Consider the following 22718-nt stretch of genomic DNA (forward strand, 5'->3'; position numbering starts at 1 on the left):
CCCCACCGCACGGGCCCAGCCAACGACCCGGCAACGCCGCTAAGGGCGCGGAGCTGCACCAATACACGACTCCACCACGCGGGCCCAGCCAACGGCCCCGAGCCAACTGCCGACAGCCCGGCAACGCCGCTAAGGGCGCGGAGCTGCACCGATATGCGGCTCCCCCACGCAGGCGCAGCCAACGACCCGAACCAGCAGCCAACGGCCCGGCAACGCCGGTAAGGGGCGCGGGGAACTGCGCGACCAGCCACGACGGCGCGCAAGCCGCCAAACAACCAGTCCCCCTCCCCGAGGGGCGCCGCGCGCGTGCCGACCACAACCCCACCGGCGGCCGACGCCGACAACCCCCCACCCCCGGCGGACAGTTCTTCCCGAACGCCCCAACCGCAACCCACACCACACCCGCCCCGAGAGACCTGCCCTCACCCGATGTCCGGCGGATCGACCCGCACCCGTACTACCCCCGTCTCCCCCACCGTTCCCGCCGCCCCCCGGGCCATCCGCGCCGCCTGGGTGGCCTTCAACGCGGCGGCAAGGGCGGCTCCACTACCCGGAGGCACCCGGATCAGCGCCCGTTCCCACCGCTCACCCGGCGGCGGCGCCCCAGCCCTTCGTGGCCGTCCGGCGGGAGTGACCGGCAACGGAACAGGCCCCAACACCTCCGCGTCCGGGGGAAGTTGCGCCGTCGCGAGGAACGCGGCGACCGCGTCCGGCTCCCCGGAGAGCGCCGCCATCCGGGACACGGGCGGAAAGCCCAGCTCGGCCCGCTCGGCCAGTTCACGCACCGCGTGTCCGACGGGGTCCCACCGCACCAGTGCCTGGACGGGTCGCAACGTCGGTTCGGCGACGACGACCACCGTGCCGCCCACACCCTGCGCCCTGACCAGAGCAGCCGCCCCGATCCAGCGCCGCAACGCGTCCTCCCCGGCCCGCAGATCGGGCCGCCCGAGCATCGCCCAGCCGTCGAGCAGCAACGCCGCCGCGTACCCGCCCTCGGCGACGGGCTCGGCACCCGGTGTGCTGACGACCAGCGCAGGCGTCCCCGGCACGGTGTCGAGCACATGCTCACGTCCCGACGTCCGCACCGGCACCGCGGGGAACGCCCGCCCCAACTCCTCGGCGGTACGCCGGGCCCCCACGATCTGCGCGCGCAACCGGAACCCCCCGCACTCCGAGCAGTGCCAGGACCCCTCCCCGCGCCCGCACCACCCGCACGTCAACGCCCCGGCGTCCGGCGCCTCCAGCGGCCCCGAACAGTGCCGGCACCGGGCGGGGGCACGGCAGGCCGTGCAGGCCATGCGGGGCACGTAACCGCGCCGGGGCACCTGCACCAGCACCGGCCCGTGCCGCAGCCCCTCCCTGACGGCCTGCCAGGCGAGCGTCGGCAGCCGGGCGGCGCGGGCGGCCTCGTCGCGTGCGAGATCGCCGTCCCCGACGGTCCGCACCAGCGGCGCGGCGCCCCGCACCTGGTCACGGGCAGCGACGAGCGGCCGGGCCCAGCCGCTCTCGACGAGCTGCGCCGCCTCCACCGTGCAACTCCAGCCGCCCAGCAGAAACCCACACCGATCCTGGGCGGCCCGCAGCAACAGCACCTCGCGCGCGTGCGGCTGCGGGGCGTGCGGCTCGCTGTGGCTGTCGTCGCCGTCGTCCCAGAGGGCGACCAGCCCGAGGTCCTGGACCGGCGCGAACATGGCGGCCCGGGTGCCGACGACGGCCCGTACCGAGCCCCGTCGCACGGCGAGCCACTCCCGGTACCGCTTCTCGGGCCCGGCGTCGGCCGTGAGCACGGCGTGCCGGCCCTCCCCGAGCAGCGCGGTCAGCGCGGCGTCGACCCGGGCGACCGTCCGTCCGTCGGGCAGGACGACGAGCGCCCCGCGCCCGGAGGCGAGCGTCGCCGCCACGGCCCGCGCCAGTTCGTCGCTCCACTCGGGCCCCGGCAGCGCGTTCCACACGGCGCGCGGCGCACCGCCCGAGGCCAGCGCCTCGACGAAGGCACCCCCCTGTTCGTACCGCGTCCATGACCCGGCCTCCGGCGCCGGGGGCGGTGGCAACGGCTCCGGCGACGCCTTCCGCTCGGCGCGTGCGTTGCGCGGCGGAACGGCGAGCTGGAGCACGTCGGCGAGGCTTCCGGCGTACCGGTCGGCGACGGCCCGCGCGAACCCGAGCTGCTCCTCGCTCAGCACCCGCTCGGGGGAGACGACCTGGGCGAGCGCGGCGAGCGGCCCGGAGTAGTCGGACTCCGCGAGCCGCTCGACGAGGAACCCGTCGATCAGCCCCCCGCCCTCCCGGCGCCCGTCCCGCACCCGGTGCCGCCCGGCCCCGAACCGCACCCGCACCCGCACCCCGGGCTGCGCGTCCGCGTCCAGCTCCTCGGGCACCGCGTAGTCGAAGTACCGGTCGAGATGGAGCACCCCTTTGTCGACCAGCACCCGGGCGACGGGCAGCTCCCCGGCCAGCGCGGCCCCCCGCCAGGTCCGCGGCTTGGCCCGCGGCGCCTTGGCCTCCCGCACACTCTCCCGAATCAACGCAAGCTGCTCGGGCGGCACCCCCGCACCGCCCCCACCACCCTGCCCCTCACCACTGCTCACACCCGCATTCTTACCAAACCCCACTGACAACGGGCCTGTGCTCACTCCGCCCACCAGCGCGAACAGGCAGGGGCCACGGCCCGCCGCCGACAGGACGCTCGGTCCGCCGGTCCAGGTCACGCCATGGCCGAAACCCGTTTCTCGACACAACCTCGCAGGTCGGCTTCGCTCCGGAGGAGGAAACGGGAAACGCCCGTTTCGCCTTGTTCCGCCGCAGCCGTCTGTCGCACGCTGAATCACGTCGCTCTACGGCTGCGGCCGAGACGTGACGGAGGTCGAAGTGCCCCAGGAATCACGGGAGTTCGGGCGGGAACTGCGCCGTATGCGGATGGCCGCCGGGCTCTCCCTGCAACAGCTGGGACAGCGCGTGCACTACAGCAAGAGTCAGTTGAGCAAGGTGGAACGGGGACTCAAGCGTCCGACGCCCGAACTGGCACGTCTGTGCGACACCGTGCTCGACGCCCGGAGCGCACTCACTCGGCTCGTGCCGGTGCCCCGTTCCCAGCCGCAGCTTCCCGCTCCCGAAAACGACGACGAGGTGTGGTTGATGCAACTCCGCAAGGACGGTTCGAGTTCCTTCCAACCCATGAAGCGGCGCGACGTGATCGCGGCCGGAGCTGCCTCCGTACTGACCATGAGTTCGGGTGCGCCACAGGTCCTCTCACCGGTGCCCGGGGGCGCGGAGACTCTTGTCGAGGCCTCCCGGATGCTGTTCGACCAGTTCCGGCGGCTCGGCCAGGTCTCGGGACCGGCCAGTGTGCTGCCTCCGCTCATCGCACAGACGCACAGCCTGGAGCAGTTCGCGGTGGCCAGCGCTCCCCGGGCCCGCCGTGACCTGTTACTGCTCGCCTCTCGCTACGCCGAGTACGCGGGCTGGATGGCCCAGGAGTGCGGAGACGACAAGGCCGCGATCTGGTGGACGGAGCGCGCTGTCCAACTGGCAGCCGCGGGCAAGGACACCGGCCTCGCCGCCTATGCCCAAGTGCGGCGTTCGCTGATCAGCCTCTATCGCGGCGACGCCGACGACGCCGCGCAGCTGGCCGGTCACGCGCTACGGAGTGACGCCCCCTCGCGCATCCGGGGCCTGGCCGCCCAGCACCTGGCCCAGGCCAGGGCCGTCGAGGGCGACTACGACGCCTGCATGCGCAGCCTGGACCAGGCACGGGACCTCCTCGAACGGGACTCGGCCGATCCGAGCCAACCTGTCCTCGGCGCCTCCCACGTGCCCGACGTGGTCTCGATGTTCACCGGCTGGTGCCTGTACGACCTGGGCCGCCCGCGTGACGCGGCCGTGCTCCTCGACACGGAGACGGCGCGTGTCCCGGCCCACGCCTTCCGTACCCGGGCGCGCTACGGCGTCCGGCGCGCCCTGGCCCACGCGGCGGCGGGCGATGTCGAGCACGCCTGCGCGATCACGGCCGAGGTACTGCCTTCGGTCCGACTCACCCACTCGTCGACCATCCGGGCCGACCTGCGGCGCCTCTCGCGCACGCTCGGCAGGCACGCAGGGCACCGCTCGGTGCGGGCCCTGGTCCCCGATCTGACCGATGTCCTGTCCTCCACCTCATAGAAGGGAAACGGCATGCACGAGATCTTCATCAACTACCGCACCAAGGGCGGCAAGGAGGTCGCCTACATGTGCGACGAGGTCTTGTCGGAACGGTTCGGCCGCGACAGCGTCTTCCTCGCGAAGGCGTCCATCGAGCCCGGCGCGCACATGGACGTCCTGCTGCGCACGGCCCGGCGCTGCCACGTTCTGCTGGCCCTCATCCATGAGGAGTGGACCGAAGAACCCCACCGGTCGGACTCCGGGCGGCGCGCGCTCGACGACCCGAAGGACTGGGTCAGGCTGGAGATCGAGGCGGCTCTCACCGGAGGAGCCTTGGTCGTGCCCCTGTTCATCGGCCGGAAGGTGGAGCAGCTCGACCCCCGGCGTCTGCCGAGGTCGATCGCCGAACTCGCCGAGTACCAGTACACACGAGTGGACCTGCACGACCGGCGGGAGGACCTCGCCCGGCTCGGTGACCGCCTCGTCGAGCGGGTCCCGGCTCTGGCCTCGCTGGACCGGAGTCCACACGCCGTGCCGACTGCTTCGGCCGAACCGGAGTCCACGCCCACTGTCCGCAACGACCATCAGAGCGGCGGCATCGGCAGCGTCGGACAGTCCGTGGGGACTTACATCAACACGGCCCACGGCCCGCTGCACTCGGGCGACGGCGACCAGATCAACGGTCCGCAGATCAATGGCGACGGCACCAACTACGTCGCCGGGAACAACAAGGGCGGCATCCGGCAGGGGTTCGGCACCCGGACACCGCGCGGGGGCGAGGGGCGGTGAGAGAGTCGTACGGCACCTACCTGAGCGAGGCCCAGGGGGCTGTGCACACCGGCGCCGGAAGCCAGTTCGTCGACCAACACATCTATGTCCAGGCCGCCACCTCACGTCTGCGCGAGCAGGCGAGCAGACGTAAGCGCGTCATCACCGAGGAGGACCGCAAGCACCTCGCGGCACGTTTCCTGCCCCCTGCCGGCATGCAACTCGCCCGGACCCTCCTGGCGACGAGCCAGGTCGCGCTGATCGGCGGCCTTCCCGGCAGCGGTCGGCAGGCCACCGCGCTCATGTTGCTGCACGAACTGCCGGGTTCCCACAGCACTTTGCACGAGCTGCCCGACACCTCGGACGACACGTCGCCGGGACTGCTCGATGTCCGTGAGATCGACGACGGCGCCCGTCTCCTCCTGGATCTGTCCGAGGCGGAGGAGTCACGGTTTCTCGCGGTCCAGGAGGCCCTGTTCGACTTCCGTGAGGGGCTCAAGGCACATGGGGCCCATCTCGCGGTGGTCCTTCCACACCGGCTCGGCTATCTGCTCAGGGGCGAACTGAAGCGCCTCACCGTGGAGATCGGCCGCCCCTCGCCCCGCCGGCTGCTGGCACGGCACCTGCTCTGCGACGGGGTCACCTTCGCGCCGGAGGACCTGAAGGGAAGTGAACTCGGGTCCTTCCTCACTCAGGCACCGGTGCGGGACGTAGCGGGATTGGCCGACCGGATTCGGCGCCTCCGAGAGACGTCGCCGGCCGACCGTGGTTTCCCCGACTGGCTCACCGATGCCCTACTGAGTCAGCGGGACCAGAGTGCGAGAGTGGCGGCGGATCTCTCGGTCCAGCAGAGCGGTCCGCGCCGGGCTCTGCTGCTGTCCCTGGCCCTGTTCCACGGGACAACACCGGAGACGGTGCTCCAGGCGGCCAACTCGCTTCTGACCGTGCTCAGCCATCCTCCCGATATCACTCCCCGGCTGGAACAGGCCGATCTGTACGCGGAACTGCACGCCATCGAGGCAGAAACAGACGCGAACGGTCAGGTGCGGTTCCGTACACCGGGATACGACCAGGCCGTGCGGAACCACTTCTGGACCTTCCTGCCGGACATCCGTCGGCAGTTGCGCGACTGGTTCAAGGATCGTCTGATCGACCCCGCGCTGCCCCAGCCCGACCGCACCCGGGCTGTCGAACGGTTCGCCTTCCAGGCACTGCGCACGGCCCGCCCTCGGGATCTGATCTGGCTGGCGGAGCAGTGGATGGCGCGGGAGACATCCGTCCGTCTCATCCCGGACGCCGCGCAAGTGCTGGCCCTGGGGCTGGACGACGACCGGCACGGCCGTCTCTTCCGGCAGCAGATCTATGAGTGGGCTGTCTCGCCGGAGACGGGCAACCGGCTCCGGCGGGTTCTCGTCGTGGTGTGTGCCGAGACCATGGCCCGTACCCATCCGGACCAGGCACTCGTCCGCCTGCACCATCTCGCCCGACGCGCGTCCGCTCAGGTCACCGCTGAGGCCCGGGCGGCCCTGACGCGCCTGATCGCCTCGGACAACCGGCTGTACTGCCTGTTGCTGGGCAGGCTGAAGATCGGCATCGTGTCGGGCCGCCCGGGCCGGGACCCTGAGCTCTTCCTGGCTCTGGCCGATCCGGTACGGCTGATCGGCCGACGTGAGGTGCGAGAGGCTCTCGTCTCCTGCTGGACGGGAGTGCTCCAAAGCCGGGTGGAGTCCTGGGAGAAGGCCGAGGCCCGCTGGCTGACGGCCGCCGAGGATCTCCGGCACCGCGATCAGGTACTGCGCGTGCTCGCCCTCGCCTGCGGGGCCGACCCCCGGATCTCCGGGCAGGTCTACCGCGTCGCTCTCCGCTGGTCCCGCACCGGCCAGACCGGACGTTCCGAAACGGTCACCCATCTGCTGCGCAGCATCAACACCGCTCAGGGCATCGAGCCCTACGACTCCATCGCCTGACACCGAACGATCATCGGGGGCCCTCCATGAGTTCCGGACACCGGACGATGACGCTCTTCGTCACCGTCATCCTTGGCATGATCCTGGTCATCCTCGGCCTGAGTGCCGAATGGCCGATGTGGGCATGGCCCACCCTGGCCGCGCTGTTACTCGTCGTCGCGGCCGTGACGCACCGGGTGCTCGCTCCCGCACCGGAAAGGTTCCCACGGGAGCTGCTGCCGGACCCCGACCTTCCCCTGCCCGCAACCGTCCGCCAGGAGCAGCGTGTCGCCCATGTGGCACTGCCCAGTTCCGTCACCGACTATGACTTCTCCTTCTCGGCCACGGTGCGCTGGCTGGTGCTGGACGCCCCCGAGGATGCTCCGTACGTGAACCCGGCCGGCCTCGCCGTCGAGGCGATCCTTCAGCGGGCGCGGCTGGTGACCGCACAACAGCCGCCTCATCGGAGCGCGTTCACCCAGCACCAGCTCGACGGAGCGCTGGCGACCATGCGCCCCGAGTCGACCGGCCGGATCATGGCGATGGCGCAGGATGTCTCTCTCAGTCTTCCGGAACTCGACCGCGAGCGACTGGCCAAGTTGTCCGCCGTCCGCAAGGACGAGGACGTCTGGGAGCACGAGCGCAACTACGAGCGCAGCAAGAGAAGCTATCTGAGCGAGGACGTGCTCAAGGACACGGGCAGTGCCGTCGTGTGGTGGCTGTCCCGCAACGAGGAGGAGGTCGAGGGGGCCGTCAACCGCATCGGCCTGCTGGCCCAGCTCTCGGCGGCGGCCAACAACGAGGAGGTCTCTCCCCCGTTCGACCACCTGACGTCGACGCCGAACGTCCCGTACCCAGCGGACGACGGGTACGCCTGGGACCGCCCTTTCGACGCGGGGTACCCGCCGTCGACGAACGGTACGGGTACGAATCCGGACCTCGATTCCTTCCTCGCCTGGTTCGGCTTCCGCGACGATGATCCGGACGTCGACCTGTTCACCGAGCGCCTCGTGACTCTTGCCGACGCACACGGCAAGCACGAGGCCGCCGAGAAGATCAAGTCCCGTTTCGGCGACACCGAGGAGGACGGGCGGAGCGAGGGCCTGGGGGACGAACCGGCTCCGCCGGACGCGCCCGGTCAATGAGATGAAAAGGGCGAGGCCCGGCCCCCGAAGGGACCGGGCCTCGGTGTACGTCGGGCAGGCCTACTGACCCACCGCCGCGCGCAGGGCCTCCACGCGGTCCGTGCGCTCCCACGTGAACTCCGGAAGCTCGCGGCCGAAGTGGCCGTACGCGGCCGTCTGGGCGTAGATCGGGCGGAGCAGGTCGAGGTCGCGGATGATCGCGGCCGGACGGAGGTCGAAGACCTCGTCGATGGCCTTCTCGATCTTCTCGACGTCGACCTTGGCGGTGCCGAAGGTCTCGACGAAGAGGCCGACGGGCTCGGCCTTGCCGATGGCGTAGGCGACCTGGACCTCGCAGCGGGAGGCCAGTCCGGCCGCCACCACGTTCTTCGCGACCCAGCGCATCGCGTAGGCGGCCGAGCGGTCGACCTTGGACGGGTCCTTGCCGGAGAAGGCGCCGCCGCCGTGGCGGGCCATGCCGCCGTACGTGTCGATGATGATCTTGCGGCCGGTGAGGCCCGCGTCGCCCATCGGGCCGCCGATCTCGAAGCGGCCGGTGGGGTTGACCAGGAGGCGGTAGTTCTCCGTGTCGAGCTTGATGCCGTCGTCGAGGAGGGCCTTCAGCTCGGCCTCCACGACGAACTCGCGGATGTCGGGCGCGAGCAGCGACTCCAGGTCGATGTCGCTCGCGTGCTGCGAGGAGACGACGACGGTGTCGAGGCGGACGGCCTTGTCGCCGTCGTACTCGATGGTGACCTGCGTCTTGCCGTCCGGGCGCAGGTAGGGGATGGTGCCGTTCTTGCGGACCTCGGAGAGGCGCTTGGAGAGGCGGTGTGCCAGGAAGATCGGCAGCGGCATCAGCGTCGGCGTCTCGTCCGTCGCGTAGCCGAACATCAGGCCCTGGTCGCCGGCGCCCTGCTTGTCCAGCTCGTCCTCGTCGCCCTCGACGCGCGATTCGTAGGCCGTGTCGACGCCCTGTGCGATGTCCGGGGACTGCGAGCCGATGGACACCGACACGCCGCAGGAGGCGCCGTCGAACCCCTTCTTCGAGGAGTCGTAGCCGATCGAGAGGACCGTGTTGCGGACGAGGGTCGCGATGTCCGCGTAGGTCTTGGTGGTGACCTCGCCGGCCACGTGCACCAGGCCGGTCGTGATCAGCGTCTCGACGGCGACCCGGGACGACGGGTCCTCGCGCAGAAGCGCGTCGAGAATGGTGTCGCTGATCTGGTCAGCGATCTTGTCGGGGTGACCCTCGGTCACGGACTCCGAGGTGAACAGGCGACGGGACACAACGCTCCCTGGGGTTGCAGCGGCTGCTGTCTGATCATGGTCGGACGGGTCCGGAGGCTGCGCCCGGCCTCGTCCAAGAAACAGTTTATCGGTCGCGCTCGGTCAGCGGGCCCCCTATCTTGCCCCTAGGGATGGCTGTGACCTGCGGCACGGGCATTCTGCACATCCCCAGCCCCCTTGGCCAGACTCGCCACACCGCGTGGAGAAGGTTCGGGAGACCGGGACCCGCAGGAAACCCTCAGCCGAGCCGGTCCGCCACCAGGTCCCAGACGATTTCGGCCAAAGCCTCCTTGGGACCGTACGGGACGGGCGTCTCGGAGCCGTCGGCGCCTAGGACCAGCGCTTCGTTCTCCTCGGAGCCGAAGGTCTTGTGCTCCCCCACCTCGTTCACCACGAGCAGGTCGCAGCCCTTGCGGGCCAGTTTGGCGCGGCCGTTGGCCAGGACATCGTCGGTCTCGGCGGCGAAACCGACGACCACCTGGGCGGCACGGGCGGGCTCGGCGGAGATCTCCGCGAGGATGTCCGGATTCCGTACCAGCACGAGGGGTTCGGGCTCCTGGCCGTCCTTCTTCTTGATTTTTCCGGCCGCGTAGGTCTGCGGGCGGAAGTCGGCGACGGCGGCGGCCATGACGACGGCGTCCGCGTCGCCCGCCGCCTTCAGTACGGCCTCGCGCAGCTGGACGGCGGTGCCGACCTCGACGACGTCGACGCCGGCCGGGTCGGGCAGGCCGGTGTTGGCGGCGACCAGGGTGACCCGGGCGCCGCGGGCAGCGGCGGTGCGGGCGAGGGCGTAGCCCTGCTTGCCGGAGGAGCGGTTGCCGAGGAAGCGGACGGGGTCGAGGGGTTCGCGGGTGCCGCCGGCGCTGACCACGACATGCCGCCCCGCGAGGTCGGGCTCGCGCGGGCCGCGGGCGAGGACCCGGCGGCAGACCTCGAAGATCTCGGTGGGGTCGGGCAGTCTGCCCTTGCCGGTGTCGGCGCCGGTGAGACGGCCGACGGCAGGCTCGACGACGACGGCTCCGCGGCGGCGCAGGGTGGCCACGTTCTCCCGGGTCGCCGGGTGCTCCCACATCTCCGTGTGCATGGCGGGGGCGAAGACGACGGGGCAACGGGCGGTGAGCAGGGTGTTGGTGAGGAGGTCGTCGGCGAGGCCGTGGGCGGCCTTGGCGAGGAGGTCGGCGGTGGCCGGGGCGACGACGACGAGGTCGGCGTGCTGCCCGATGCGGACGTGCGGGACCTCGTGGACGTCGTCCCAGACCTCGGTGGAGACGGGGTTGCCGGAGAGGGCGGACCAGGTGGCGGCGCCGACGAAGTGCAGGGCGGAGGCGGTGGGCACGACCCGCACCTCGTGGCCCGACTCGGTCAGTCGGCGCAGCAGCTCACAGGCCTTGTAGGCGGCGATGCCGCCGCTGACCCCCAGCACGACCTTCAACTTGGCCACCGTCTCTCCCCAGGCTCGGCAACGTTCGACTCCATGACACACCACAGGCCCGGCAGTCGCGCTGCCGGGCCTGTGGAAAACTCACGTTCAAGCAGGTGATATTACTGCGCGGGGCCTTCGACGGCCTCGGACGTCAGCAGTCCCGCGTTGATCTCGCGGAGGGCGATCGAGAGCGGCTTCTCGTGGACGTGGGTGTCCACGAGCGGACCGACGTATTCGAGGAGACCCTCGCCGAGCTGCGAGTAGTACGCGTTGATCTGGCGGGCCCGCTTCGCGGCGTAGATCACGAGGCTGTACTTCGAGTCAGTGGCCTCGAGGAGCTCGTCGATCGGCGGGTTGATGATGCCCTCGGGCGCGGAGATGGAAGAGGACACGCTCTACCTTCCGATGGATGGGAAAGATTCAATGAGTGTGATCGTCACGATCACACAACGTCCATCAAGGCTAGCAGCTCACGCGCCACGTCCTCGACGGAGGTGTTGACCAAGGTCATGTCGAACTCCGGCTCCGCCGCCAGCTCGATCTTCGCCGCGTCCAGTCGGCGTTCGATCACCTCGGGCGGTTCGGTGCCCCGCCCGGTGAGCCGGCGCACCAACTCCTCCCAGGAGGGAGGGGCGAGGAACACCAGTCGGCCTTCCGGCATGGTCTCGCGGACCTGCCGGGCGCCCTGGAGGTCGATCTCCAGGAGGACCGGGACGCCCGAGTCCAGGTGATCGAGCACGGCCGCACGCGGCGTGCCGTAGCGGTTGCCCGCGAACTCGGCCCACTCCAGGAGTTCGCCGTTGGCGATCAGCTTGTCCATCTCCTCGTCGGTCACGAAGAAGTAGTGGACGCCGTGCTTCTCGCCGGGGCGCGGCTTCCGGGTCGTCGCCGACACGGAGAGCCAGACCTCGGGGTGTTCCTTGCGCATATGGGCGACGACCGTGCTCTTGCCGACCCCGGAGGGGCCGGAGAGCACGGTCAGCCGCGGACGTCCGTCCGGGGGCTCGGGGGTCATCCCCCGGAATGTTGCAGCCATGCGGCGATTATTCCAGCAATCCCCGCGTGCCCGGGACTCCCGGGTCCCGGGCGTCCGGAGTCAGGAAGGGGCGCCGCCGAACTCGCGCTCCAAAGAGGCGATCTGGTTCGAGCCGAGACCCCGCACGCGGCGGCTCTCGGAGATGCCCAGTCGCTCCATGATCTGCTTGGCGCGGACCTTGCCCACGCCGGGGAGAGACTCCAGCAGGGCGGAGACCTTCATCTTGCCGATGACGTCGTTCTCCTGGCCCTGCTTGATGACGTCATGCAGGGAGGCGCCGGAGTGCTTGAGTCGATTCTTGACCTCGGCCCGCTCCCGGCGAGCCGCGGCGGCCTTTTCGAGCGCGGCTGCGCGCTGTTCAGGGGTAAGGGGCGGAAGAGCCACGCCTACGTCACCTCGGATGTCGAACTGTCGGATACGGACCGGTGAGGAACCTAGTCGCCCCACACCTGGCGAGCCACGAGCAACACGCTCGCCCGTTGACTCTCGTCGGAGACTAGCGGCCACGGGCGCCAGAGTCAGCGAGAACAGCGGAAAAGTCCTGGTCAGCCTCCGTGAGGAGCGACATACGGGACATAACGACCAGGATGCGAGGGCGGATTCGGACGCGAACCGATCACGGGCCGCCCGTCGCGAGGCACCGAAAGACGCTCACGACCAGCTCGAACGCCCGCGACGACCGTCGCGAAAGCCTCATACGGCACACACGGCCTCCCCACGCGCGCGTGACATCCCTAGTGGCGTGCCTCACACAGCCCTCAATCCGCACCCTTCAGTGATGCTGGTCACACGCTCGCGAGCGCGATACGGATCTCCTGCGCGAATCGGTCGGCGGACGCCCGCAGCGCCCCGGCGTCCGGACCGTGCCGCAGCACACCCCGGCTGACGTTCGGGACGACGTTGCGCACGGCGGCCCCGAAGACGCCCGGGAGGTCGGCCGGAGTGGCGCCCTGCGCGCCGACGCCGGGAGCCAGCAGCGGCCCGTCGATGTCGAGGTCGTAGGAGGACAGGTCGCCCAGCGTGGCGCCCACCACGGCGCCGAAGGACCCCAGGGGCTCCTCCCCCGCGTTCTCGGCGGCGAGGTGGGCCAGCATCGTCGCGCCGACGGTCCGTCCGTCGGCCCGCACCGCGTGCTGGACCTCGCCGCCCTCCGGGTTGGAGGTGAGCGCCAGCACGAAGAGGCCGGTGCCGCTCTCGCGGGCCAGCGCGACGGCCGGGGCCAGCGAGCCGTAGCCGAGGTACGGGGAGACCGTGAGGGCGTCGGAGAACAGCGGGGAGTCCGGGTGCAGGAAGGTCTCGGCGTACCCGGCCATGGTCGAGCCGATGTCGCCGCGCTTGGCGTCCATCACAACCAGCGCGCCGGCCGCCCGCGCCTCCTCGACGGACTTCTCCAGAACGGCGATCCCGCGCGAGCCGAACCGTTCGAAGAACGCGCTCTGCGGCTTCAGCACGGCGACCCGGTCGGCCAGCGCCGCCACGATCGTCCGGCTGAACCGCTCCAGGCCGTGCACATCGTCGTTCAGGCCCCAGGCGGTGAGCAGGGAGGCGTGCGGGTCGATGCCGACGCAGAGCGGGCCGCGGGTGTCCATGGCGCGGCGCAGGCGGGCGCCGAAGGCTTCCTGGGCGGTCATGCGGCCTTCCTGACGTCGGCGCCGACCGCGTCGGCGAGGGTGGCGTACGGGCTGGTCCGCAGGCGCGCGGCGAGCCCCTTGTGGACGGCACGGGCCCAGCAGGGGCCCTGGTAGATGAACGCGCTGTAGCCCTGGACGAGGGTGGCGCCGGCCAGGATGCGCTGCCAGGCGTCCTCGGCGTTCTCGATGCCGCCGACGCCCACCAGGGTGATCCGGTCGCCCACGCGCGCGTAGAGGCGGCGCAGCACCTCCAGGGAGCGTTCCTTGAGGGGCGCGCCGGACAGGCCGCCGGTCTCCTGCACGAGGGCGGGGTCGGAGGCCAGGCCGAGTTCCTCGCGCGCGATGGTGGTGTTGGTGGCGATGATGCCGTCGAGGCCCAGCTCCACGGCCAGGTCGGCGACGGCGTCGATGTCCTCGTCGGCGAGGTCGGGGGCGATCTTGACCAGGAGCGGGACGCGGCGGGCGGTGACCGTGCGGTCGGCGGCCTCGCGCACGGCGCTCAGCAGCGGGCGCAGCGCCTCGGTGGCCTGGAGATCGCGCAGCCCGGGCGTGTTGGGCGAGGAGACGTTGACGACCAGGTAGTCGGCGTAGGGGGCGAGGCGTTCGGTCGAGGTCACGTAGTCGCCGACGGCCTCCGCCTCGGGAACGGCCTTGGTCTTGCCGATGTTGACGCCCACGACGGTCCTGAAGACCGCCTCACGGGACGCCAGGCGGGCCGCGACGGCGAGCGAGCCCTCGTTGTTGAAGCCCATGCGGTTGATGAGCGCGCGGTCGGGGACCAGCCGGAACAGCCGCTTCTTGGGGTTGCCCGGCTGCGGCCGGCCGGTCACGGTGCCGATCTCGACGTGGTCGAAGCCGAGCATCGACATGCCGTCGATGGCGACGGCGTTCTTGTCGAACCCGGCGGCGAGTCCGAACGGGCCGTGCATGCGCAGGCCGAGGGCCTCGGTGCGCAGTTCCCGGTGGCGGGGCGCGAGGGCGGCGGCCAGGAAGGTGCGCAGGACGGGGACGCGGGCGGCCAGGCGAATCCAGCGGAACGCGAGATGGTGGGCCTGCTCGGGGTCCATCCGCCGGAAGACGAGGTCGAAGAAGATCTTGTACATGGTGTCCTCATGAAGAGGGGGGACACCGTCTGCGGTGTCCCCCCTGCTCCGGCTGCTAGTCGCGGGCCGCGGTCAGGTGCTGGGCGTGTTCCTGGAGGGAACGGACGCCCACGTCACCGTGGTTGAGGGCGTCGATGCCCTGGACGGCGGCGGCGAGTGCCTGGACCGTCGTCAGGCAGGGCACCGCGCGGGCCACGGCCGCCGTGCGGATGTCGTAGCCGTCGAGCCGGCCGCCGGTGCCGTAGGGGGTGTTGACGATGAGGTCGACCTCGCCGTCGTGGATCAGCTGGACGATGGTCTTCTCGCCGTTGGGCCCGGGGCCCTCGGACTGCTTGCGCACCAGGGTGGCGTTGATGCCGTTGCGCTTGAGGACCTCGGCGGTGCCGGAGGTGGCGAGCAGCTCGAAGCCGTGGGCGACCAGCTCGCGCGCCGGGAAGATCATCGAGCGCTTGTCGCGGTTGGCGACCGAGATGAACGCGCGGCCCTTGGTGGGCAGCGGACCGTAGGCGCCCGCCTGCGACTTGGCGTACGCCGTGCCGAAGACGGAGTCGATGCCCATGACCTCGCCGGTGGAGCGCATCTCCGGGCCGAGCACGGTGTCGACGCCCCGGCCGTGGATGTCACGGAAGCGCGACCACGGCATGACGGCCTCCTTGACGGAGATCGGCGCGTCGAAGGGGAGTTCACCGCCGTCGCCGTGGGCGGGGAGGATGCCCTCGGCGCGCAGTTCGGCGACGGTCGCGCCCAGGGAGATGCGGGCGGCGGCCTTGGCGAGCGGCACCGCGGTCGCCTTGGAGGTGAAGGGGACCGTGCGGGACGCGCGCGGGTTGGCTTCGAGGACGTAGAGGATGTCCCCGGCCATCGCGAACTGGATGTTGATCAGGCCGCGTACGCCGACGCCCTTGGCGATGGCCTCGGTCGAGGTCCGCAGCCGCTTGATGTCGAAGCCGCCCAGGGTGATCGGGGGCAGCGCGCACGCCGAGTCGCCGGAGTGGATGCCGGCCTCCTCGATGTGCTCCATGACGCCGCCGAGGTACAGCTCCTCGCCGTCGTAGAGGGCGTCGACGTCGATCTCGATGGCGTCGTCGAGGAAGCGGTCGACGAGGACCGGCCGGGAGGGGCTGATCTCGGTCGACTCGGCGATGTAGGAGGCGAGGCGGGTCTCGTCGTAGACGATCTCCATGCCGCGTCCGCCCAGGACGTAGGAGGGCCGGACCAGGACCGGGTAGCCGATCTCGTCGGCGATGGCCTTGGCCTCGGCGAAGGTGGTGGCGGTGCCGTGCTTGGGGGCGGGCAGCCCGGCCTCGGCGAGCACGCGCCCGAACGCGCCCCGGTCCTCGGCTGCGTGGATGGCCTCCGGCGGGGTGCCCACGATCGGCACGCCGTTGTCCTTGAGGGCCTGCGCCAGGCCCAGCGGGGTCTGGCCGCCGAGCTGGACGATGACCCCGGCGACGGGGCCCGCCTGCTGCTCGGCGTGGACGATCTCCAGGACGTCCTCCAGGGTGAGCGGCTCGAAGTAGAGCCGGTCGGAGGTGTCGTAGTCGGTGGAGACGGTCTCCGGGTTGCAGTTGACCATGACGGTCTCGAACCCGGCGTCCGACAGGGCGAAGGAGGCGTGGACGCAGGAGTAGTCGAACTCGATGCCCTGGCCGATGCGGTTGGGCCCGGAGCCGAGGATGATCACCGCGGGCTTCTCGCGGGGCGCGACCTCGTTCTCCTCGTCGTAGGAGGAGTAGAAGTACGGCGTCTTCGCGGCGAACTCGGCGGCGCAGGTGTCGACGGTCTTGTAGACCGGGCGGATGCCCAGGGCGTGCCGGACCTCGCGGACGACGTCCTCGCGCAGACCGCGGATCTCGGCGATCTGGACATCGGAGAAGCCGTGCCGCTTGGCCTCGGCCAGCAGCTCCGGGTACAGCTTGTCGGCGGCGGCCAGCTCGTCGGCGATCTCCTTGATGAGGAAGAGCTGGTCGACGAACCAGGGGTCGATCTTCGTGTAGTCGAAGACCTCCTCGGGCGTGGCGCCCGCGCGGATCGCCCGCATGACGGTGTTGATCCGCCCGTCGGTGGGCCGCACCGCCTCTTCGAGGAGGCGCACCTTGTCCTCGGCGGAGCCGGGGTCGCCGACGAAGGTGAACTGGCTGCCCTTCTTCTCCAGCGAGCGCAGCGCCTTCTGGAAGGCCTCGGTGAAGTTGCGGCCGATCGCCATCGCCTCGCCGACCGACTTCATGGTCGTCGTCAGCGTGGAGTCGGCGGACGGGAACTTCTCGAACGCGAACCGCGGCGCCTTCACGACGACATAGTCGAGCGTCGGCTCGAAGGAGGCCGGGGTCTCCTTGGTGATGTCGTTGGGGATCTCGTCGAGCGTGTAGCCAACGGCGAGCTTGGCGGCGATCTTCGCGATCGGGAAGCCGGTCGCCTTGGACGCGAGCGCCGAGGACCGCGACACGCGCGGGTTCATCTCGATGACGATGACCCGGCCGTCCTCGGGGTTCACCGCGAACTGGATGTTGCAGCCGCCGGTGTCGACGCCGACCTCGCGGATCACGGCGATGCCGATGTCGCGCAGGATCTGGTACTCGCGGTCGGTCAGCGTCATCGCCGGGGCGACGGTGATCGAGTCGCCGGTGTGCACGCCCATCGGGTCGAAGTTCTCGATGGAGCAGACGACCACGACGTTGTCGTTCTTGTCGCGCATCAGCTCCAGCTCGTACTCCTTCCAGCCGAGGATGGACTCCTCAAGGAGCACCTCGGTGGTCGGGGAGAGCATGAGGCCCTGCCCGGCGATGCGGCGCAGCTCCTCCTCGTCGTGGGCGAAGCCGGAACCGGCGCCGCCCATGGTGAACGACGGCCGCACGACGACGGGGTAGCCGCCGAGGGTGTCGACGCCCTGGATGACGTCGTCCATGGTGTGGCAGATCACCGAGCGGGCGGACTCGCCGTACCCGATCCGGCCGCGCACGGCCTCGACGACGTCCTTGAAGAGGTCGCGGTCCTCGCCCTTGTTGATGGCCTCGACGTTGGCGCCGATCAGCTCGACGCCGTACTTCTCCAGGGTGCCGGCCTCGTGCAGCGAGATCGCCGTGTTCAGGGCCGTCTGGCCGCCCAGGGTGGGCAGCAGGGTGTCGGGGCGCTCCTTGGCGATGATCTTCTCGACGAACTCGGGGGTGATCGGCTCGACGTAGGTGGCGTCGGCGATCTCCGGGTCGGTCATGATCGTCGCCGGGTTGGAGTTCACCAGGATGACCCGCAGGCCCTCGGCGCGCAGGATGCGGCACGCCTGGGTGCCGGAGTAGTCGAACTCGGCGGCCTGGCCGATGACGATCGGGCCGGAGCCGATGACCAGGACGGACTGGATATCGGTGCGCTTAGGCACGCTGGCCCTCCATCAAAGAAACGAAGCGGTCGAACAGGTAGGCGGCATCGTGCGGGCCCGCCGCCGCTTCGGGGTGGTACTGGACACTGAACGCCGGGCGGTCGAGGAGGTGCAGACCCTCCACCACGTTGTCGTTCAGGCAGACGTGGGAGACCTCGGCGCGGCCGAACTCCGTGTCGGTGACCCGGTCGAGCGGGGCGTCGACGGCGAAGCCGTGGTTGTGCGCGGTGACCTCGACCTTGCCGGTCGTACGGTCCTGCACGGGCTGGTTGATGCCCCGGTGGCCGTACTTCAGCTTGTAGGTGCCGAAGCCGAGGGCGCGGCCCAGGATCTGGTTGCCGAAGCAGATGCCGAAGAGCGGGGTGGAGCGCTCCAGGACGGCGGTCATCAGCGCGACGGGGCCGTCGGCGGTGGCCGGGTCGCCGGGGCCGTTGGAGAAGAACACGCCGTCGGGGGCGACGGCGTAGATGTCCTCGACGCTCGCGGTGGCGGGCAGCACGTGCACCTCGATGCCGCGCTCGGCCATCCGGTGCGGGGTCATGCCCTTGATGCCGAGGTCGACGGCGGCGACGGTGAACTTCTTCTCGCCGACCGCCGGGACGACGTACGTCTCCTTGGTCGCGACCTCCTCGTAGAGGCTCGCGCCCTTCATCTGCGGCTGCGCCGTGACCCGCTCGACCAGCTCGGCTTCGGGGGCGACCCGCTCGCCGGAGAAGATGCCGGCGCGCATGGAGCCGCGCTCGCGCAGATGGCGCGTCAACGCGCGCGTGTCGATGCCGGAGATGCCGACGACGCTCTGGGCGACCAGTTCGGCGTCCAGGGAGCGGGTGGCCCGCCAGTTGGACGGCACGCGCGCGGGGTCGCGCACGACGTAGCCGGAGACCCAGATGCGGGCGGACTCGTCGTCCTCGTCGTTCCAGCCGGTGTTGCCGATCTGCGGGGCGGTCGCGACGACGATCTGACGGTCGTAGGACGGGTCGGTGAGGGTCTCCTGGTAGCCGGTCATGCCGGTGGAGAACACCGCTTCGCCGAAGGTCTCCCCCACGGCCCCGTAGGCGCGGCCGCGGAAGACCCGGCCGTCCTCCAGGACGAGTACGGCGGGAGCTGCCGTGAGCCTCTGCGAGGCCGCTCCCTGGATGGAGGTCGTCATCGTGCGCCTTCCGTCTTGTTGATCATCTGGTTCAGGGCGTCGACCCATGCGGTGTGCTCGGCCGCCCGGTCCGAGCGGAACCCGGAGTCGATCAGCCGCTCGCCGTGCGTCCACGTCACCACCAGCAGCCCGCCCTCGGTGAGGACCTTGCCGGCGATGCCCTTGTCGAGCCGGGCCTCGCGCAGGGCGGCGACGGGGATGAAGAAGTCGTGCGCGCCGGGGCGTACGACGTCCAGTCCCGCGCCGGTCAGTGTCAGCTCGACCCGGCTGCGGGTGCCGAGGCCGTGCGCCACGATGCGGTCCAGCCACTGTCCCGCGGTGGTGGAGCCGTGGTAGCGGCCGGTCATGCTCAGTCTCGCCGTACCGGGGTCGTCCGGCGCGGTGGGCAGCTCGGGCAGGTCGCCCTGGAGCGTGCCGCGCCACTTCCAGCCCTCGCGCATCAGCCAGTAGACGAGCGCGACGAACAGGCCGAGGCCGACCACCCAGCCGATGCGGGCGGCCCAGTCGGTCACCGCGGCCGAGTGCTTCTCGGCCGCCAGCAGAAGTGCAGGAGATGTCACGTGAGCTTCCCGTCGACGAGCGTGGCCTTGCCCCGGAGCCAGGTGTGTGTCACACGGCCCGGCAGTTCACGCCCCTCGTACGGGGTGTTCCGGCTGCGCGAGGCGAAGCCCGCGGGGTCCACCGACCCACGGTATGCCGTGTCGACGAGCGTGAGGTTGGCGGGCTCACCAGCCGAGACGGGGCGACCGTGGCCCTCGGCCCGGCCGATCTCGGCGGGCTTGTGGGACATGCGCGCGGCCACCCCGGCCCAGTCGAGGAGCCCGGTGTCCACCATGGTCTCCTGGACCACTGACAACGCGGTCTCCAGGCCGACCATGCCCATGGCGGCGGCGGCCCACTCGCAGTCCTTGTCCTCGTGCGGGTGCGGGGCGTGGTCGGTGGCGACGATGTCGATCGTGCCGTCGGCGAGCGCCTGGCGCAGGGCCAGCACGTCGCGCTCGGTGCGCAGCGGCGGGTTGACCTTGTAGACCGGGTTGTAGGTGCGCACCAGTTCGTCGGTGAGCAGCAGGTGGTGCGGGGTGACCTCGGCGGTGACGTCGATGCCCCGGGACTTGGCCCAGCGGACGATCTCGACGGAACCGGCGGTCGAGAGGTGGCAGATGTGGACGCGGGAGCCAACGTGCTCGGCGAGCAGGACATCCCGGGCGATGATCGATTCTTCGGCCACCGCGGGCCAGCCGCCGAGGCCCAGCTCGGCGGAGACGACGCCCTCGTTCATCTCGGCGCCCTCGGTCAGCCGGGGCTCCTGCGCGTGCTGGGCGACGATGCCGCCGAAGGCCTTCACGTACTCCAGCGCGCGGCGCATGATCACGGCGTCGTGGACGCACTTGCCGTCGTCGGAGAAGACGGTGACACCGGCCGCCGACTCGTGCATGGCGCCCAGCTCGGCGAGTTGGCGGCCCTCCAGGCCGACGGTGACGGCGCCGATGGGCTGCACGTCGCAGTAGCCGTGCTCGCGGCCGAGCCGGTAGACCTGCTCGACGACGCCGGCGGTGTCGGCGACGGGGAAGGTGTTGGCCATCGCGAAGACGGCCGTGTAGCCGCCGGAGGCCGCCGCGCGCGTGCCGGTCAGTACGGTCTCGGAGTCCTCGCGGCCGGGCTCGCGCAGATGCGTGTGCAGGTCGACGAGGCCCGGCAGCAGTATCTTGCCCGCGGCCTCGACGACCTCGGCGCCCTCGGCGGACAGACCGGTGCCGACCTCGGCGATCGTCTCGCCGTCGACCAGGACGTCCTGCGGCTCGCCGCCGAGCACCCGCGCACCGCGAATCAGGATCTTGCTCATGGGTCTACTTCTCCTCGGTGGTGCGGGCGTGGCTGACGGCGGGTTCGTTGCCGCCGAGCAGGAGGTACAGCACGGCCATCCGGATGGAGACGCCGTTGGCGACCTGCTCGACGACGGTGCAGCGGTCGGAGTCGGCGACCTCGGCGGTGATCTCCATGCCGCGGACCATCGGGCCCGGGTGCATCACGATGGCGTGTCCGGGCATCCGCGCCATGCGGTCGCCGTCGAGCCCGTAGCGCCGTGAGTACTCGCGCTCGGTCGGGAAGAACGCGGCGTTCATGCGCTCGCGCTGGACGCGCAGCATCATCACGGCGTCGGTCTTGGGCAGCACGGCGTCGAGGTCGTAGGAGACCTCGCAGGGCCAGTTCCCGACGCCGACCGGGACCAGGGTGGGCGGGGCGACGAGGGTGACCTCGGCGCCGAGGGTGTGCAGCAGGTCGACGTTGGAGCGGGCGACCCGGCTGTGCAGGATGTCGCCGACGACGGTGATGCGCTTGCCCGCGAGGTCCTGGCCGAGCCCGGTGTCCCGGCCGACCAGCCTGCGGCGCATGGTGAACGCGTCCAGCAGGGCCTGGGTGGGGTGCTGGTGGGTGCCGTCGCCCGCGTTGATGACGGCGGCGTCGATCCAGCCGGAGTTGGCGAGCCGGTAGGGGGCACCGGAGGCGCCGTGCCGGATGACGACGGCGTCGACGCCCATGGCCTCCAGGGTCTGGGCGGTGTCCTTGAGGGACTCGCCCTTGGAGACGCTCGATCCCTTGGCGGTGAAGTTGATGACGTCGGCGGACAGCCGCTTCTCCGCCGCCTCGAAGGAGATCCGGGTCCGGGTCGAGTCCTCGAAGAAGAGGTTGACGATCGTTCGGCCGCGCAGGGTCGGCAGCTTCTTGATCGGCCGGTCGGCGACCCGGGCCATCTCCTCGGCGGTGTCGAGGATCAGGACGGCGTCGTCGCGGGTGAGGTCGGCGGCCGAGATGAGATGACGCTGCATCTGTCAGGCTCCGTAAGGCAGTTCAGGTATGAGGAGATTCCGGGCAGGCGAGGGCGCGGCACGCCGGGCGGGCGTGCGCCGTTCGCTCGCTACGGGGTCTGCTTCACACCGAGCAGCACGGTGTCGCGACCGTCCTCCTCGGCGAGCTGGACCTTGACCGTCTCCCGCAACGACGTGGGGAGGTTCTTGCCGACGTAGTCGGCGCGGATGGGCAGTTCGCGGTGGCCCCGGTCGACGAGGACCGCGAGCTGCACCGCGCGGGGGCGCCCGATGTCGTTCAGGGCGTCGAGGGCGGCGCGGATGGTGCGGCCGGAGAAGAGCACGTCGTCGACGAGGACGACGAGACGGCCGTCGATGCCGTCGCCGGGGATCTCGGTGCGGGCCAGCGCGCGCGGGGGGTGCATGCGCAGGTCGTCGCGGTACATCGTGATGTCGAGCGAGCCGACCGGGATCGTGCGCCCGGTGATCTCCTCAAGTTTCTCGGCGAGCCGCCGGCCGAGGAAGACACCTCGGGTGGGGATGCCGAGCAGCACCACGTCGTCGGCGCCCTTGGCGCGTTCGACGATCTCGTGGGCGATGCGGGTCAACACCCGCGCGATGTCGGGGCCTTCGAGCACGGCCCGGGCGTCCGAGGGCGACACGCTCTCGGTCTCCGGGGTGCCCTGGTCTTCCTGGGTGTCCATGAGAAACGGACCTCCTTCTCCGCCTCACGGGACGGCTCTTAAAGGACGTCGGATTTGCGCCATCCACGGTAGCAGGCCCCCGAGGGGCGCGGATTCACCCCCCTGGCCCAATCGGCCACGACGGCCGAGGAAGTAGCGGTGTGGCCCTTTCGGCTTGACGCATGAGAGTCACGCTGCGTAACCTCACAGTGAGTTACCAGACGCGCGGCACGGAATCCCACCGCGG

18 protein-coding genes are annotated in these 22718 nt (G+C 70.8%); 4 read left to right on the forward strand and 14 right to left on the reverse strand.

The window, feature by feature from the left end; translation table 11 throughout:
• Positions 1–422: 422 nt before the first annotated feature.
• Positions 423–2588, reverse strand: coding sequence for a primosomal protein N' (locus ACIQOU_RS22910; protein WP_401538662.1), 2166 nt, complete (start codon positions 2586–2588; stop codon positions 423–425).
• A 280-nt stretch (positions 2589–2868) separates the two neighbouring features.
• Between ACIQOU_RS22910 and ACIQOU_RS22915 the strand changes: the two genes are divergently transcribed.
• Genes ACIQOU_RS22915 through ACIQOU_RS22930 form a run of 4 tightly spaced genes read left to right on the forward strand, consistent with a single transcriptional unit; the run spans position 2869 to position 7996 of the window.
• Positions 2869–4158 carry a helix-turn-helix domain-containing protein gene (locus ACIQOU_RS22915; RefSeq protein ID WP_401538663.1) on the forward strand — a complete coding sequence of 430 codons (1290 nt, stop codon included), beginning with the start codon at positions 2869–2871 and terminating at the stop codon, positions 4156–4158.
• Between the two features lie 12 nt (positions 4159–4170).
• Complete coding sequence (locus ACIQOU_RS22920) at positions 4171–4926, forward strand: TIR domain-containing protein (protein WP_401538664.1); 756 nt, start codon at positions 4171–4173, stop codon at positions 4924–4926.
• The gene (locus ACIQOU_RS22925; protein ID WP_401538665.1) at positions 4923–6872 is read left to right on the forward strand and encodes a hypothetical protein; all 1950 of its coding nucleotides are present in this window, start codon (positions 4923–4925) and stop codon (positions 6870–6872) included. The genes ACIQOU_RS22920 and ACIQOU_RS22925 overlap by 4 nt, the downstream gene beginning before the upstream one ends.
• A 26-nt stretch (positions 6873–6898) precedes the next feature.
• Positions 6899–7996 carry a hypothetical protein gene (locus ACIQOU_RS22930; protein WP_401538666.1) on the forward strand — a complete coding sequence of 366 codons (1098 nt, stop codon included), beginning with the start codon at positions 6899–6901 and terminating at the stop codon, positions 7994–7996.
• A 60-nt stretch (positions 7997–8056) separates the two neighbouring features.
• Here the strand turns inward: ACIQOU_RS22930 and metK are convergent, their stop codons facing one another.
• The 13 genes from metK to pyrR form a co-directional block, all read right to left on the reverse strand.
• A complete protein-coding gene (gene metK / locus ACIQOU_RS22935) occupies positions 8057–9265 on the reverse strand; it encodes a methionine adenosyltransferase (RefSeq protein ID WP_401538667.1) in 1209 nt (402 codons plus the stop codon).
• Positions 9266–9503: 238 nt separating this feature from the next.
• A complete protein-coding gene (gene coaBC, locus ACIQOU_RS22940) occupies positions 9504–10706 on the reverse strand; it encodes a bifunctional phosphopantothenoylcysteine decarboxylase/phosphopantothenate--cysteine ligase CoaBC (protein WP_401538668.1) in 1203 nt (400 codons plus the stop codon).
• 101 nt (positions 10707–10807) lie between these two features.
• Positions 10808–11080: a DNA-directed RNA polymerase subunit omega gene (gene rpoZ, locus ACIQOU_RS22945; protein WP_003988945.1), complete on the reverse strand. Its 273-nt coding sequence runs from the start codon at positions 11078–11080 to the stop codon at positions 10808–10810.
• 50 nt (positions 11081–11130) lie between these two features.
• Positions 11131–11724, reverse strand: coding sequence for a guanylate kinase (gene gmk / locus ACIQOU_RS22950; protein ID WP_401538669.1), 594 nt, complete (start codon positions 11722–11724; stop codon positions 11131–11133).
• A gap of 60 nt (positions 11725–11784) precedes the next feature.
• A complete protein-coding gene (locus ACIQOU_RS22955) occupies positions 11785–12108 on the reverse strand; it encodes an integration host factor (RefSeq protein WP_401538670.1) in 324 nt (107 codons plus the stop codon).
• Between the two features lie 401 nt (positions 12109–12509).
• A complete protein-coding gene (gene pyrF, locus ACIQOU_RS22960) occupies positions 12510–13355 on the reverse strand; it encodes an orotidine-5'-phosphate decarboxylase (RefSeq protein ID WP_401538671.1) in 846 nt (281 codons plus the stop codon).
• Positions 13352–14458: a quinone-dependent dihydroorotate dehydrogenase gene (locus ACIQOU_RS22965; protein WP_401538672.1), complete on the reverse strand. Its 1107-nt coding sequence runs from the start codon at positions 14456–14458 to the stop codon at positions 13352–13354. Before ACIQOU_RS22965 ends, pyrF begins: the two co-directional genes overlap by 4 nt.
• Before the next feature lie 55 nt (positions 14459–14513).
• The gene (carB, locus tag ACIQOU_RS22970; protein WP_401538673.1) at positions 14514–17831 is read right to left on the reverse strand and encodes a carbamoyl-phosphate synthase large subunit; all 3318 of its coding nucleotides are present in this window, start codon (positions 17829–17831) and stop codon (positions 14514–14516) included.
• On the reverse strand, positions 17824–18981 hold the full coding sequence (gene carA, locus ACIQOU_RS22975) for a glutamine-hydrolyzing carbamoyl-phosphate synthase small subunit (protein ID WP_401538674.1): 1158 nt from the start codon (positions 18979–18981) through the stop codon (positions 17824–17826). The genes carB and carA overlap by 8 nt, the downstream gene beginning before the upstream one ends.
• Complete coding sequence (locus ACIQOU_RS22980; protein ID WP_401538675.1) at positions 18978–19541, reverse strand: hypothetical protein; 564 nt, start codon at positions 19539–19541, stop codon at positions 18978–18980. The genes carA and ACIQOU_RS22980 overlap by 4 nt, the downstream gene beginning before the upstream one ends.
• A complete protein-coding gene (locus ACIQOU_RS22985) occupies positions 19538–20824 on the reverse strand; it encodes a dihydroorotase (RefSeq protein ID WP_401538676.1) in 1287 nt (428 codons plus the stop codon). Before ACIQOU_RS22985 ends, ACIQOU_RS22980 begins: the two co-directional genes overlap by 4 nt.
• A 4-nt stretch (positions 20825–20828) precedes the next feature.
• Positions 20829–21809, reverse strand: a complete 981-nt coding sequence (locus ACIQOU_RS22990) for an aspartate carbamoyltransferase catalytic subunit (RefSeq protein WP_401538677.1) — start codon at positions 21807–21809, stop codon at positions 20829–20831.
• Between the two features lie 89 nt (positions 21810–21898).
• Complete coding sequence (gene pyrR, locus ACIQOU_RS22995; RefSeq protein WP_401538678.1) at positions 21899–22492, reverse strand: bifunctional pyr operon transcriptional regulator/uracil phosphoribosyltransferase PyrR; 594 nt, start codon at positions 22490–22492, stop codon at positions 21899–21901.
• Positions 22493–22718 lie beyond the last annotated feature (226 nt).

The organism is Streptomyces sp. NPDC091279 (assembly GCF_044757465.1).
In the GTDB taxonomy this organism is placed as follows: Bacteria; Actinomycetota; Actinomycetes; order Streptomycetales; family Streptomycetaceae; genus Streptomyces.